General features: G+C 69.3%; 10 protein-coding genes. 3 read left to right on the forward strand and 7 right to left on the reverse strand.

Annotated features, from left to right (window positions below; genetic code table 11):
- Window positions 1-54: 54 nt before the first annotated feature.
- On the reverse strand, window positions 55-1,788 hold the full coding sequence (locus AB0C75_RS12205) for an ABC transporter substrate-binding protein (protein ID WP_362889717.1): 1,734 nt from the start codon (window positions 1,786-1,788) through the stop codon (window positions 55-57).
- A 225-nt stretch (window positions 1,789-2,013) separates the two neighbouring features.
- Between AB0C75_RS12205 and AB0C75_RS12210 the strand changes: the two genes are divergently transcribed.
- From AB0C75_RS12210 to AB0C75_RS12220, 3 genes are all read left to right on the forward strand, one after another.
- Entirely contained in the window at window positions 2,014-3,033 is a 1,020-nt protein-coding gene (locus AB0C75_RS12210) for a LacI family DNA-binding transcriptional regulator (RefSeq protein ID WP_362889719.1), read from the forward strand.
- Window positions 3,034-3,200: 167 nt separating this feature from the next.
- The gene (locus AB0C75_RS12215) at window positions 3,201-3,968 is read left to right on the forward strand and encodes an ABC transporter ATP-binding protein (RefSeq protein WP_362889721.1); all 768 of its coding nucleotides are present in this window, start codon (window positions 3,201-3,203) and stop codon (window positions 3,966-3,968) included.
- Window positions 3,969-4,028: 60 nt separating this feature from the next.
- Window positions 4,029-6,560, forward strand: coding sequence for an ABC transporter permease (locus tag AB0C75_RS12220; protein ID WP_362889723.1), 2,532 nt, complete (start codon window positions 4,029-4,031; stop codon window positions 6,558-6,560).
- Window positions 6,561-6,656: 96 nt separating this feature from the next.
- Here AB0C75_RS12220 and AB0C75_RS12225 read toward each other — a convergent pair whose 3' ends face one another.
- The 6 genes from AB0C75_RS12225 to eno all read right to left on the reverse strand — a co-directional run bounded on the left by AB0C75_RS12225 (window position 6,657) and on the right by eno (window position 13,550).
- The gene (locus AB0C75_RS12225) at window positions 6,657-7,961 is read right to left on the reverse strand and encodes a cyclopropane-fatty-acyl-phospholipid synthase family protein (RefSeq protein ID WP_362889725.1); all 1,305 of its coding nucleotides are present in this window, start codon (window positions 7,959-7,961) and stop codon (window positions 6,657-6,659) included.
- 292 nt (window positions 7,962-8,253) lie between these two features.
- On the reverse strand, window positions 8,254-9,657 hold the full coding sequence (locus AB0C75_RS12230) for an NAD(P)/FAD-dependent oxidoreductase (protein ID WP_362889727.1): 1,404 nt from the start codon (window positions 9,655-9,657) through the stop codon (window positions 8,254-8,256).
- A gap of 448 nt (window positions 9,658-10,105) precedes the next feature.
- Window positions 10,106-11,047: a Ppx/GppA phosphatase family protein gene (locus AB0C75_RS12235; protein WP_362889729.1), complete on the reverse strand. Its 942-nt coding sequence runs from the start codon at window positions 11,045-11,047 to the stop codon at window positions 10,106-10,108.
- Between the two features lie 38 nt (window positions 11,048-11,085).
- Entirely contained in the window at window positions 11,086-11,628 is a 543-nt protein-coding gene (locus AB0C75_RS12240; protein ID WP_362890071.1) for a DUF501 domain-containing protein, read from the reverse strand.
- A gap of 70 nt (window positions 11,629-11,698) precedes the next feature.
- Window positions 11,699-12,169: a septum formation initiator family protein gene (locus AB0C75_RS12245; protein ID WP_362889731.1), complete on the reverse strand. Its 471-nt coding sequence runs from the start codon at window positions 12,167-12,169 to the stop codon at window positions 11,699-11,701.
- Between the two features lie 94 nt (window positions 12,170-12,263).
- Complete coding sequence (gene eno, locus AB0C75_RS12250) at window positions 12,264-13,550, reverse strand: phosphopyruvate hydratase (protein ID WP_362889733.1); 1,287 nt, start codon at window positions 13,548-13,550, stop codon at window positions 12,264-12,266.
- Window positions 13,551-13,630 lie beyond the last annotated feature (80 nt).

Genomic DNA, 13,630 nt, shown 5'->3' on the forward strand with positions numbered 1-13,630 from the left:
CGCGGTCAGGTGCACGCGCACGGCGGGGCGGTCATGGAGTCGGCTGCAGCCGCGTCACTTGGCGGGCTTGATCTGCGTGAGCGTCTCGAAGCCGCCCATCTCCAGCCAGTTGCGCCACAGGGCCGGTGCCGTCTTCGGGGCACCCTCGGCGTCCGAAGGCCAGTTCGCCCAGGTCCCGGTGGTGGACTGCGCCCAGAGGCCGTTGTACCAGAGGGGGATGAGGGGCATCTCGGTCAGCTGGATGTCCTGGAGCTTGGAGACGGCGGCCTTCATGCCCGCCGTGTCGTCGGTCTTGACCCCGCCGAGCTCCTCCACCAGCTTCCAGGCCTCCTTGTTCTCGTAGCGCCCGAAGTTGACCGTGTTCTGCTGCTTCTGGATCGGCAGCTGGAACATGTACTCGTAGTACGTCCACGGGGTGCTGGACAGCTGGCGCTCGTTGTTGAGGACCAGGTCGAAGTCACCCTTGCCGCGCTGCTCGTTGAGGGCGTTCTGGTCGGGGAACTCCGTGCTGATCTTGATGCCGACGTCCTTGGCCCCGGCGGCGATGACCTTGGCCGCCTCCATCCAGTCGGTCCAGCCCGAGGGCACGGCCAGCTTCAGACCGAGAGCCGAGCCGTCCTTGTTCTCGACGAAACCGTCGCCGTTCGTGTCCTTGAAGCCGGCCTCAGCCAGCTCCTTCTTCGCCGCGCCGACGTCGTGCGTGAAGCCCTTCTCGGCGATGAGGGCCTTGTCGTCGAACTGCTCCCACTGCGGCAGCAGACCGGTCGGGGACGCGGGCTTGACCAGGTCGCCGTACACGCCCTTGACGATCTTCCCGGTGTCGACGGACGCGGCGAGCGCACGGCGGAAGGCGGCGTCGTCCATCGGCTTCCTGGTCGTGTTGGGCACCAGCCACGCGGTGTTGGCCGAGAGCATGTACGGGGCCTTGTCGTAGTACGACACGACCTTCTTGCTCTTGATCAGCGAGGAGGCGCCGGGCAGGAAGTTGTTGCTGAGGTCAAGCTGGCCCTGGCCCAACTGGCCGATGACCACTTCGTTGCTCGGGTTGGAGACGTCCACGATGTAACGGGGCGCCGGCGTCATGGAGAGCGCCTTCGTGCCCCACCAGTCGTCGCGACGCTCCCACACGACCCGGTCCTGGGTCTTGCTCTTCAGCTTGTACGCCCCGGTGCCGACCGGCTTGTCGTTGACGCCGTTGAGGATGTCCTCGTCGCTGCGCGAGCTCCAGATGTGCTCGGGGACGACCGGCTGGCCGTAGAGGGTGTAGTCCCACTCCTGGTAGCGGGCCTCCTTGAAGGTGAAGCGGACCGTGGTGTCGTCCACCGCCTTCGCGTCGGACAGCCAGCTCCACAGCGAGTGGAAGGAGGAGGCCTCGATCTTGCCGAGACCGTAGGAGTACGCCACGTCCTTCGCGGTCAGCGGCTTCCCGTCGGCCCAGGTGATGCCCTTGCGCAGCTTCACCTCGTACGTCTTGTCGTCGGTCCAGCTGCCCGACTCGGCCAGCCAGGGCGTCAGCTTGCCCTCGTTCGGGTCGAAGTGGAACAGGGTCTCGTAGACCAGTCCCTTGGTGCCGGTCGCGTGGTCCCAGTTGCGCAGCGGGTTGTAGTTGGCCGGAGGTCCCCACTGGGTGCCGGTGGTGTAGAGCGTCTCGTTGCGCGGCAGCGAACCGCCCTTGCCTGCCTGGCCGCCGGTGCCGCCCGTCCCCGAACCGCCTCCCGTGCACGCCGTGGCGGCGAGTGTGAACACGGCCAGCGCGGTCGTGACCCGCAGCCGGGTACGCGTACCCATAGCCCCTCCTTTTTCCCCGCGCCGTCCCTGCCGAGCGGAGTTACTGAACCGGGTAAGTGCCGTGAAGGTATGGGCGCCCAGGAGTCGTGTCAAGGGTGCGGGAGCGCTCCCATTGCCGGTTTCCTCATGGATTTCGAAAGAGGTCTGGACCGCCTGGCGGAAGACAGTGGTCAGGCGCTTGCCGCTAGGATGGGCATGGAAAAGGAACCGGTTAAGCGAGGTCGTATGTCCAAGCACCGCCCCACGATCGCCGACATCGCGCGCCGCGCCGGGGTATCGAAGGTCGCGGTGTCCTACGCCCTGAACGACCGCCCCGGGGTCTCCCCCGCGACCCGTGCCTCCATCAAGGCGATCGCGCAGGAGATCGGCTGGCGCCCCAACAGCGCGGCCCGCGCCCTCACTCACGCCCGCGCCGACACCGTGGGGCTCGCGCTGTCCCGGCCGGCCAGGATGCTCGGGGTGGAGCCGTTCTTCATGGAGCTGATCAGCGGTATCGAGACCGAGCTCTCCGCCCGCGGCTGCGCCCTGCTCCTCCAGGTCGTCACCGACCCGGCGCAGGAGCTGGAGATGTACCGCCGCTGGTGGGGCGAGGGCCGGGTGGACGGGGTGTTCCTCGCCGATGTCCGCTCCCCCGATCCCCGCATCGACGGCATCGCCGAACTGGGCATGCCCGCCGTGGTGATCGGCCATCCGTCGGCGGCCGGATCCCTCACCCCCGTGTGGTCGGACGACTCGGCCGCCCTGCGGGACACCCTGACGTATCTGGCCGCGCTCGGTCATCGCTCCGTCGCCCGCGTCGCCGGGCTGCCCGAGCTGATCCACACACAGCTGCGCGACCGTGCACAGCGTGAGATCAGCGCCGGACTCGGCCTGGGCGAGCCGGTGGTGGTGCACACCGACTACTCGGGCGAGGAGGGCGCGCACGCCACCCGGCGGCTGATCAGCTCGGCCGAGCGGCCGACCGCCGTGATCTACGACAACGACATCATGGCCGTCGCCGGGCTTTCGGTCGCCCAGGAGATGGGGCTCGACGTGCCGGCCGACCTGTCGCTCGTCGCCTGGGACGACAGCCAGCTCTCGCGCGTCGTACGTCCCCCGCTGACCGCGCTGAGCAGGGACATCCCCGCGTACGGCAGCCATGCGGCCCGCACGCTGCTGGCCATGGTGTCCGAGGGCTCGGCCCCCGGCTTCGAGGACGCGGCGGCCCGTCTGGTGCCCCGCGGATCCACCGCACCGCCCCGCTGAGCGGCCTGCGGCTCTCGGGGGCGCTCTCCTACCTCAGGACTACGCGACCGGCTGGTTGATGCGACTCAAGAGGGCCCCGGGAACCGGCACGCGGGCTGACGCCCCGGCGGCACCGGACGGCGAGGATTAAGGGGTCCCCGCGAAACTGTCGAACCAGGAGTACCCCTGTGACCACCACCACCGTGCACCGCACCACCACGGTCGCCGCCCGCGCGACGGAGCTGTCGAAGGTCTACGGCGAGGGTGAGACCCAGGTGGTCGCCCTCGACCGCGTGAGCGTGGACTTCCCGCAGGGGGAGTTCACCGCGATCATGGGCCCCTCGGGTTCCGGCAAGTCCACGCTGATGCACTGTGTGGCCGGCCTCGACAGCTTCAGCAACGGCTCCGTACGCATCGGTGAGACCGAGCTCGGGACACTGAAGGACAAGCAGCTGACGCAGCTGCGCCGGGACAAGATCGGCTTCATCTTCCAGGCCTTCAACCTGCTGCCCACGCTGACGGCCCTGGAGAACATCACCCTGCCGATGGACATCGCCGGCCGTAAGCCCGATGCCGCCTGGCTCCAGAAGGTCATCGACATGGTGGGTCTCTCCGACCGGCTGAAGCACCGCCCCACGGAGCTCTCCGGCGGCCAGCAGCAGCGCGTCGCGGTGGCCCGCGCCCTGGCCTCGCAGCCGGAGATCATCTTCGGTGACGAGCCGACCGGCAACCTCGACTCCCGGTCGGGCGCCGAGGTCCTCGGCTTCCTGCGCAACTCGGTGCGTGAACTCGGCCAGACCGTGGTGATGGTGACCCACGACCCGGTGGCCGCCTCCTACGCGGACCGCGTCGTCTTCCTCGCGGACGGCGCCGTCGTCGACCAGATGCTGCACCCCACCGCCGACGGAGTCCTCGACCGGATGAAGGCGTTCGACACGAAGGGCCGCACCAGCTGACGCCCCGGAGGCTTCCGCACCGCCCTTCCGCTTCCCGAACTCTCCCCAGGAATTGACGACATGTTCCGTACCGCTGTGCGCAATGTGCTTGCGCACAAGGCCAGGCTGCTGATGACCGTGCTCGCCGTGATGCTCGGCGTCGCCTTCGTCTCGGGCACCCTGGTCTTCACCGACACCCTCGGCAACGCCTTCCGCAACCAGTCAGCCAAGAGCTACGACGACGTCGCTGTCGCCATCCAGACCTGGGCCGACCCGAGCGACGAGGACAGCGCCGCCATCGACGAGGCCACCCTCGAGAAGATCCGGGCGCTCGACGGCGTGGAAGAGGCCACCGGACGGGTCTCCGGATTCGCCGGCGTCGCCGACACCGACGGCAAGCTCATCGGCAACGGCTGGTCCAACACCGGTGCCAACTTCGCCCCCGGCGACGACGGCAAGGACGCGCAGTACACGTTCACCGACGGCACGGGCCCGGTGAAGGACGGCCAGATCGCCCTCGACAAGGAGAGCGCGAGCAAGGGCGACTACCACGTGGGCGGCCCGGTGCGGGTCGCGACCAACGGGCCGGTGAAGGAGTACACCCTCTCCGGCATCTTCACCACCGAGGACGGCGCCGTGAACGCCGGCGGCAGCCTGGTCCTCTTCGACACCGATGTCGCCCAGCAGCTCTACCTGCGGCCCGGCAAGTTCGCGGACGCCACCGTGACCGCCGCGGCCGGCGCGTCCGACCAGGAGCTGCTGGACGCGGTGAAGCCCCTGCTCCCCGAGGACGCCGAGGCCCGGACGGGCGCGGCGCTCGCCGCCGACGACGCCAGGATGACCGAGGCCAGCGTCAAGAGCCTCACCACGATGCTGCTGGTCTTCGCGGGCATCTCGCTCTTCGTCGGTGTGTTCCTGATCGCCAACACGTTCACCATGCTCATCGCCCAGCGCACCAGGGAACTCGCCCTGATGCGTGCCGTCGGCGCCACCCGCAAGCAGGTCAAGTGGGCCATCCTGATGGAGGCAGGTGTGGTCGGTCTGATCGCGTCGGTGGCCGGCTTCCTGCTCGGCTTGGGCCTCGCGACGGGTCTGCGCTCCGCGATGGGCCTGTTCGGCGGGAAGATCCCGGCCGGCCCGCTGGTCGTCTCCCCCACCGCGGTCGTCTCCGCGTTCGCAGTCGGCGTGCTGATCACCGTGTTCGCCGCCTGGCTGCCCGCCCGCCGCGCCGCCAAGATCCCGCCGGTGGCGGCGATGAGCAGCGTGCACGCGGTGGCCACCACCAAGTCGCTGATCGTGCGGAACGCCATCGGCGGTGTGCTCACCCTGTTCGGGTCCGCCGCGATCGTGGCCGGGGCCGTCGCGGGCTCCGACGGCCGCACGATCCTCGGTGTCGGGGCCTTCTTCGCCCTGGTCGGCGTCATCGTGCTCATCCCGCTGCTCTCACGTCCGGTGATCGCCCTGGCGCGCCCGCTGCTGAGCGGGGTGTTCGGGATCTCCGGCAAGCTGGCCGCGCAGAACGCCGTCCGCAACCCGCGCCGCACCGGGGCCACGGCGTCCGCCCTGGCGATCGGGCTCACCCTGGTCACCGGCATCTCGGTGCTCGGCGTCACGCTCGGCCAGGCCGTCGACAAGGAGACGACGGACAACATCAAGGCCGACTACATGGTCTCGATGGCCGGCGGCGACTCGCTCGACGCGTCTGCTCTCACCGCCCTGCGCAAGGCCGACGGCGTCGACGCGGTCTCACCCCAGCGATCCGCCTGGCTCACCGTCGACGGTGAGGAGGAGGAGGTCTCGGCCTCCGGAGTCACCCCCGGCGATATCGAGAAGGTCTTCAACCTGAAGACGGTCTCCGGCTCGCTGTCCTCCCTGAAGGACGGTGAGATCGCCGTCGACCGCGAGACCGCGGAGTCGTACGGCTGGAAGACCGGCGACAGCGTGCCCATCACCTTCGAGGACGACAAGAAGGACAACCTGAAGGTTGGCGCGCTCTACGAGGGCAACCAGTTCCTCTCCCCCGTCCTGGTGGACGAGGACGTCGTCGCCCCCCACGAGAGCCTCGCCGACATCCGCGAGATCTGGCTGACCATGGACGGCGGCCAGTCCGAGGCCAACGAGCATGCCGTGGTCGACGCTCTCGGCGACAACCCCGCGATGAGCATCCTGGACCGCCAGGGAATCCGGGACGAGTTCGGCGGGCTCGTGAACACGGCGCTGAACATCATGTACGCGCTGCTGGCCATGGCCCTGGTCATCGCCGTGCTCGGGGTCGTCAACACGCTGGCCATGTCGGTGTTCGAACGCCAGCAGGAGATCGGCATGGTGCGGGCGATCGGCCTGGACCGGCGCAGGGTCAAGCGCATGATCCGGCTGGAGGCCGTCGTCATCTCGCTCTTCGGAGCGGTGGTCGGGGTGGCTCTGGGTACGTTCCTGGGCTGGGCGATCGGGAAGACCCTGTCCGGCGACATCCCTGGCTACGTCCTGGTCATCCCGTGGGGCCGGCTCGCGATCTTCCTGGCGCTGGCGGGACTCGTCGGTGTGCTGGCCTCGCTGTGGCCGGCGCGCAGCGGCGCGAAGCTGAACATGCTGACCGCGATCAAGACGGAATGACCGCGTAGCCGTACGTACGTCGTCAGGGCCGGTACCCGTGCGGGTACCGGCCCTGACGCGTTCCCGGGTCAGCCGTTCACGCCTCTCCTGCCCTGGTCAGCCGTTCGCCGACGCCGTCCAGTCACGGGCCCGCAGCGGCATGGCGGACGCGCCGCCGTCGCGCGGGCGCACCGCGAGGATCTGGTTGACGCCGATCTTGTTGTGCTCGAAGGAGAGTGCGGACGCGGCCATGTAGAGCCGCCACACCCTGGCCCGTCCGGGCGAGGTGGCCCGTACGGCCTCCTTCCAGTGCTTCTCCAGATTGGCCACCCACTGACGCAGGGTCAGTGCGTAGTGCTCACGGATCGCCTCGACGTCCCGGGCCTCGAAGCCGGCCTCCTCCAGGGTGCCGACCGTGCGGCCGACCGGGGCGAGCTCCCCGTCGGGGAAGACGTAGGCGTCGATGAACTCGTCGATGCGGTAGTTCGACTCGTCCTTCTCCGGACGGCGGGCGATCTGGTGGTTGAGCAGCCGGCCGCCCGGCCGCAGGAGTGCGTAGAGGTCGTCGGCGTACTCACGGAAGCGGACCGAGCCCACGTGCTCGGCCATGCCGATCGAGGAAATGGCGTCGTACGGCCCGTCCCTGACGTCCCGGTAGTCCTGGACCCGGATCTCGATCCTGTCGGTCAGGCCTTCCTCCGCGATGCGCTTGCGGGCGAAGGCGGCCTGCTCGGTGGAGAGGGTCACCCCGGTGACCCGGGCGCCGTACTCACGGGCGGCGTGGAGCGCCATGGAGCCCCAGCCGCAGCCGACGTCGAGGAGGCGGTCGCCCTCCTTGAGGGCGAGCTTGCGGCAGACGAGGTCGAGCTTGTCCCGCTGGGCGTCCTCGAGCGTGGAGCCGTCCTGCCAGTAGGCGCAGGAGTACACCATGGACGGGCCGAGGACCATCGCGTAGAAGTCGTTGCCCACGTCGTAGTGGTGGCTGATCGCTTCCTTGTCCCGGCGCTTGGTGTGCAGCGGCCCGCTGCGGCGGCGCACCTCCTCGGCGGGCGGCGAGGGCGGCAGCCAGGGGCCGGCCAGCTGGATGAGCCCGCGCGCGAACTCCCGTACCTTCGGGTCGCGGACGGGGTGGACGGAGTCCTTCGCGTCGGCACCGCGTTCCCAGAGCAGCGAGGCCAGGGCGTCCAGGGTCGCGTACAGGTCGCCCTCGACGTCGATCTCGCCGGCCACCCAGGCACGGGCCAGGCCCAGCTCGCCCGGCTTCCACAGGAGCCGGCGCAGGGCGCGGCGGTGGCGCAGGACGAGGGTGGGGGCACCCGGCGGCCCGGATTCGCTGCCGTCCCAGGCCCGGATACGGACCGGTAGGGGCTCGCCCAGCAACTCTTCGGCAAGAGCGGTCAGCCGCGATGCGGCGTCGGCCATGGTGCACACCTCCGTGGTGGTGTTTCCGAACGTGCCTAAATTCGCATATACGCATCCAAACCGGGCCGCGACACCTCGGGGCCACGGCCAGGTACACCAGCCTCAACGCCGCCCGGCGTCCGTGCCATCCCGTTCCCGGGCAACGGAACGGCAAAATACCTGCATTCACCACCTACTTCAAGAGGCCCAGGAACGCCGTAGGGGCCGTCCGCACCACGGATGGCGGACGACCCCTACGGTCATGTGCAGATGCCTGGGCAAGCGGACCCGGGCACGGTCAGGACGAGAAGCCTCAGGACGCCTTGGCCTTCTCGCCGGACTTGCTCTTGTCGTCGTCGGTCTTGGCCGCGACCGGAGCCGGGCTCGGCTTGGCGGCCTCGTAGAACTCCTCGCGCGGAGTCTCCATGGCGCCGAGCGAGACGACCTCGCGCTTCAGGAACATCGCCAGCGTCCAGTCCGCGAAGATCCGGATCTTGCGGTTCCAGGTCGGCATGGCCATGCCGTGGTAGCCACGGTGCATGTACCAGGCGAGACGGCCCTTGACCTTGATCTTCACCTTGCCGACGACGATCATCGCGACGCCCTTGTGCAGGCCGAGACCGGCGACCGCACCCTTGTTGGCGTGGCTGTACTCCTTCTGCGGGAAGCCCCGCATGCCGGAGATGACGTTGTCGCCGAGGACCTTCGCCTGACGCAGCGCGTGCTGGGCGTTCGGCGGGCACCAGGCGTTCGGGTTGCCCGCGCGGCGGCCGACCATGTCCGGCACCTGGGCGTTGTCGCCCGCGGCCCAGATGTAGTCGGTGCCCTGCACCTGGAGCTTCTCGGAGGTGTCCACGTGACCACGCGGGCCGAGCGGCAGGCCGAAACGGGCCAGCGCCGGGTTCGGCTTCACGCCGGCCGTCCACACGATCGTGCTGGAGTCGACCTCTAGGCCGTTCTTCAGCACCACGTGCCCGTCGACGCAGGAGTCCATCGAGGTCGAGAGGTAGACCTCGACACCGCGGCTCTCCAGGTGCTCCTTGCCGTACGCGCCCAGCTTCGGGCCGACCTCGGGAAGGATCTTGTCGGCGGCGTCCACCAGGACGAAGCGCATGTCCTCGCGCTTCACGCTCGTGTAGTACTTGGCCGCGTCGCGCGCCATGTCCTCGACCTCGCCGATGGTCTCCGCACCGGCGAAGCCGCCGCCCACGAAGACGAACGTCAACGCCTTGCGGCGGACGTCCTCATCGGTCGTCGAGTCGGCCTTGTCCAGCTGCTCCAGGACGTGGTTGCGCAGACCGATGGACTCCTCGATGCCCTTCATACCGATGCCCTGCTCGGCGAGGCCGGGGATCGGGAAGGTACGGGAGACCGCGCCCATCGCGATGACCAGGTAGTCGAAGGGCAGCTCGTAGGCCTCGCCGACGAGCGGCGCGATCGTGGCGACCTTGCGGTCCTGATCGATGGTCGTGACACGGCCGGTGAGAACCTCTGCCTTGGGCAGCACGCGTCGCAGCGGGACGACGACATGCCGAGGCGAGATGCTGCCGGCAGCAGCTTCGGGGAGGAAGGGCTGGTACGTCATGTACGAGCGCGGGTCGACGACCGTGACGGTCGCCTCTCCATACCGCATCTTCTTCAGAATGCGACGAGCTGCGTACAGGCCTACGTACCCACCGCCTACAACGAGGATCCTGGGACGCTCCGTGGTGCTCATGCCATCGAGTATCCACCCCCCTCGGGGGGCATGCTCGTGAGCCCCTTCACAAGGTATGCGCCACCCTCTGCTACACTCTGCCGCCCTCGTGACCCAGGTCATGGCGTGAACGGGGAACCACGACGCCCCGGCGAACGTTGTCCACCGCCTGTGAGCTGGCCCTTGAGCCCCCGGGCAAGATGAACCACCTGCCCGGGACACACCCCCGCCACACCCCCGAAACCCTCCCGCAGCACCCCTGTACGCACCTCCGGGGGCCCCGCGCGGCCCTCAGAGGGAAGAACTTCGCCCGGAGGGGCCGAATTCCTTGTGAAGAAGTTCACGAAGTTCGTCGGAGCACCGCGTGAAAGCCCCCTCCGGACAGGTCCGAAGGGGGCTCCAGCAGCTCAGAAGTGCAGGCCGGAATGCGTTTGAGCACCACCTCACCGCGCCTGCGCCCGCGCTGTGATCAGGCCGCCGACCAGGCGATCCCGTCGAGAATGTCGTGTTCGCTGACGACGACCTCACGGGCCCCGGTCCGCTCCATCAGCGCGAGCAGGACGAGCGCCCCGGAGGGGATCACATCGACCCGGCCGGGGTGCATCGCGGGGATCGCCGCGCGCTCCTCGTGGGTCGACGCGAGCAGCCGTGCGGTGATCTCCCTGACCTGCTCGACGGAGACCCGGGAGTGATGGATCGCCTCCGAGTCGTACTCCGCGAGACCCAGCGCCGTCGCGGCGATCGTGGTGACCGTCCCCGCCAGGCCGACGAGCGTGGCCGCCGAGGAGATCGGCACACTCTCCTCGGCCAGATCCAGGGCGGCGCCGATGTCCGCACGGATCGCGGCGATCCGGTCGGGCGTGGGAGGGTCCACCACGGCCCCGTCCACGACGAGGTGACGCTCGGTCATGCGTACGCAGCCGATGTCCACGGAGCGGGCCGCGAGGACCCGGTCGTCACCGACGACGAACTCCGTGGAGCCGCCGCCGATGTCCACGACGAGATACGGCTTCTCCAGGTGGTCGGCGCCCACCAGTTCCTTCGTCGCGCCGTCGAAGGAGAGCTGCGCCTCCTGGTCCCCCGTGACGACCTCCGGTTCGACGCCCAGGATGTCCAGGACGCCGCGGACGAAGGTGTCGCTGTTCTCCGCGTCGCGGGAGGCGGACGTGGCCACGAAGCGGATCCGCTCGGCGCCGAGCTCCTCGATCCGGGCCGCGTACTCACGGCAGGCCTCGAAGGTGCGCTCGATCGCCTCGGGGGCCAGCCGGCCCGTCCGGTCGACGCCCTGGCCGAGCCGGACGATCCGCATCCGCCGGTCGAGCTCGTCGAACTCCCCGGTCGCGGGGTCCACGTCGGCGACGAGCAGACGGATGGAGTTGGTACCGCAGTCGATGGCGGCAACGCGGGTCATGGGGCTCCTGTGAGTTGTACGAATGCCGCGCGGGCGGGTCAGGACGCGTCGGGCTCGGCGCCGGAGCCGCACGGGGTGACGCACGGGCCCTTCGCCCACCACTGCGGCAGCATCGCGATGGCCTCGTCGCCCAGCGGGTTGACCCCGGGTCCCGCCGCCAGCGAGTGGCCGACCAGGACGTGCAGGCACTTCACGCGGTCCGGCATGCCACCGGCGCTCGGGAAGCCCGCCAGGACCTCGATGGCGTCACGGCGCGCGATGTAGTCCTCGTGCGCGGCACGGTAGGCGGCGGCCAGCTCCGGGTCCGTCGTGAGGCGCTCGGTCATCTCCTTCATGACGCCGTTGGCCTCCAGCGTGCCGATCGCGGACGCGGCACGCGGGCACGTCAGGTAGTACGTCGTCGGGAACGGTGTGCCGTCCTCCAGACGGGGCTGCGTCTCGACCACGTCCGGGTTGCCGCAGGGGCAGCGGTGCGCGATGGCGCGCAGTCCGCGCGGCGGCCGGCCGAGCTGGAGCTCGAACGCGGCGATGTCCTCAGCGGTCGGCTTGGTGGATTCGGTCTGCGGAGGGGGCGTGTCCATGCCTGCCTTGAATGTCATCGGTCGGACTGTATGAATCGGTACGGGATCAGGACCCGGCACGGGCACGGGGTCATTCACGGTCCGCGCTGTCCACGCCGTCCCAGAGGTTCGAGTGCCAGGGCCGGTCCGTCGCCCCCGGCTCACCCTTACGGGCCTCTGCGGCGTCCGGGTCGACCACCGTATAACCGGTCTCGCCCGGCAGCACGTAGTGCAGATGCTGGCGCGCGAGACGCCGGATGTACGCGTCGTCCTTGAGCCGCGCCTTCTCGTCGCGCAGCTCCTCGGTCCGCTCGTGCGCCTGACGGGAGAGCCTCTCCTGGTCCGCGATCTGGTCGCGCTGGGAGATGTACTGCCGCATGGGATACGCGAGGGCGACCACCAGGGAGCAGACGATCAGCGCCAGGAACGCCGCACGCCCGGTGAGCCTGGAGCGGCGCGCCTGACGGCGGTTCTGGGACCGGTAGACACGGGCCGCCGTCTGCTCACCGAGCAGTCGCAGCCTGGTCGCGGTGGAGAACCGGTCGCGGTCCTTCCCGGCCATGTCTCACGCCTCCCCGTTACGCACGTCCGTCCCCGCACACGGTACGGGACCGGATGCGGGGACGGACGGAGGCTGGTGCTCCGGACTCGGGCTGTCAGCCCTCGTAGCGGAACCGCGGGAACGCCGAACGACCGGCGTACACCGCGGCGTCGTCGAGGATCTCCTCGATGCGCAGCAGCTGGTTGTACTTGGCGACGCGGTCCGAGCGGGCCGGGGCGCCGGTCTTGATCTGACCGCAGTTCACCGCGACGGCGAGGTCGGCGATGGTGACGTCCTCGGTCTCACCGGAGCGGTGGGACATCATGCACTTGAAGCCGTTGCGCTGGGCCAGCTCGACGGCGTCCAGGGTCTCGGTCAGCGAACCGATCTGGTTCACCTTCACGAGCAGGGCGTTGGCCGAGCCCTCCTCGATGCCGCGCGACAGGCGCTCGGGGTTGGTGACGAACAGGTCGTCACCGACGATCTGCACCTGGGAGCCCAGCCGGTCGGTGATGACCTTCCAGCCGGCCCAGTCGTCCTCGTACAGCGGGTCCTCGATGGAGACCAGCGGGTACGCGGCGACGAGCTCCTCGTAGTACTCGGTCATCTCGGCGGCCGAGCGGGACTTGCCCTCGAACTCGTAGACGCCGTCCTTGTAGAACTCGGACGCGGCGACGTCGAGCGCGAGCGCGATGTCGCGGCCCGGGACGTAACCGGCCTCCTTGACGGCCTCGAGGATGAGGTCGAGGGCGGCGCGGTTCGACTCGAGGTTCGGGGCGAAGCCGCCCTCGTCACCGAGACCGGTGGACAGGCCCTTGGTCTTCAGGACCTTCTTCAGCGTGTGGTAGACCTCCGCGCCCCAGCGCAGGGCCTCGGAGAACGACTCGGCGCCGATCGGCGCGATCATGAACTCCTGGATGTCCACGTTGGAGTCGGCGTGCGAGCCGCCGTTCAGGATGTTCATCATCGGAACGGGCAGCAGGTGCGCGTTCGGGCCGCCGAGGTAGCGGAACAGCGGGAGGTCGGACGCCTCGGACGCGGCGTGCGCCACGGCCAGCGAGACGCCGAGGATGGCGTTGGCGCCGAGGGAGCCCTTGTTCTCTGTCGCGTCCAGGTCGAACATCGCCTGGTCGATGAGACGCTGCTCGGTGGCGTCGTAGCCGACGAGCTCCGGGCCGATCTGCTCGATCACGGCGAGGACGGCCTTCTCGACGCCCTTGCCCTGGTAGCGGTTGGGGTCACCGTCGCGAAGCTCAATGGCCTCGAACGCACCGGTGGAGGCGCCGGACGGAACAGCAGCACGTCCCGTGCTGCCGTCGTCGAGGCCAACCTCGACCTCGACCGTGGGGTTACCCCGGGAGTCGAGGATTTCCCTGGCTACGACGACGTCGATGGACGGCACGAGGCATCTCCTTCTGGGATCTGACACTGGTTGTGCAGGGTCACTGTGGCCTTGCGCCACGAGCCTAACCGGCTCGTGGC

Origin of the sequence: Streptomyces sp. NPDC048565 (assembly GCF_040650935.1) — a bacterium.
Classification (GTDB): domain Bacteria; phylum Actinomycetota; class Actinomycetes; order Streptomycetales; family Streptomycetaceae; genus Streptomyces.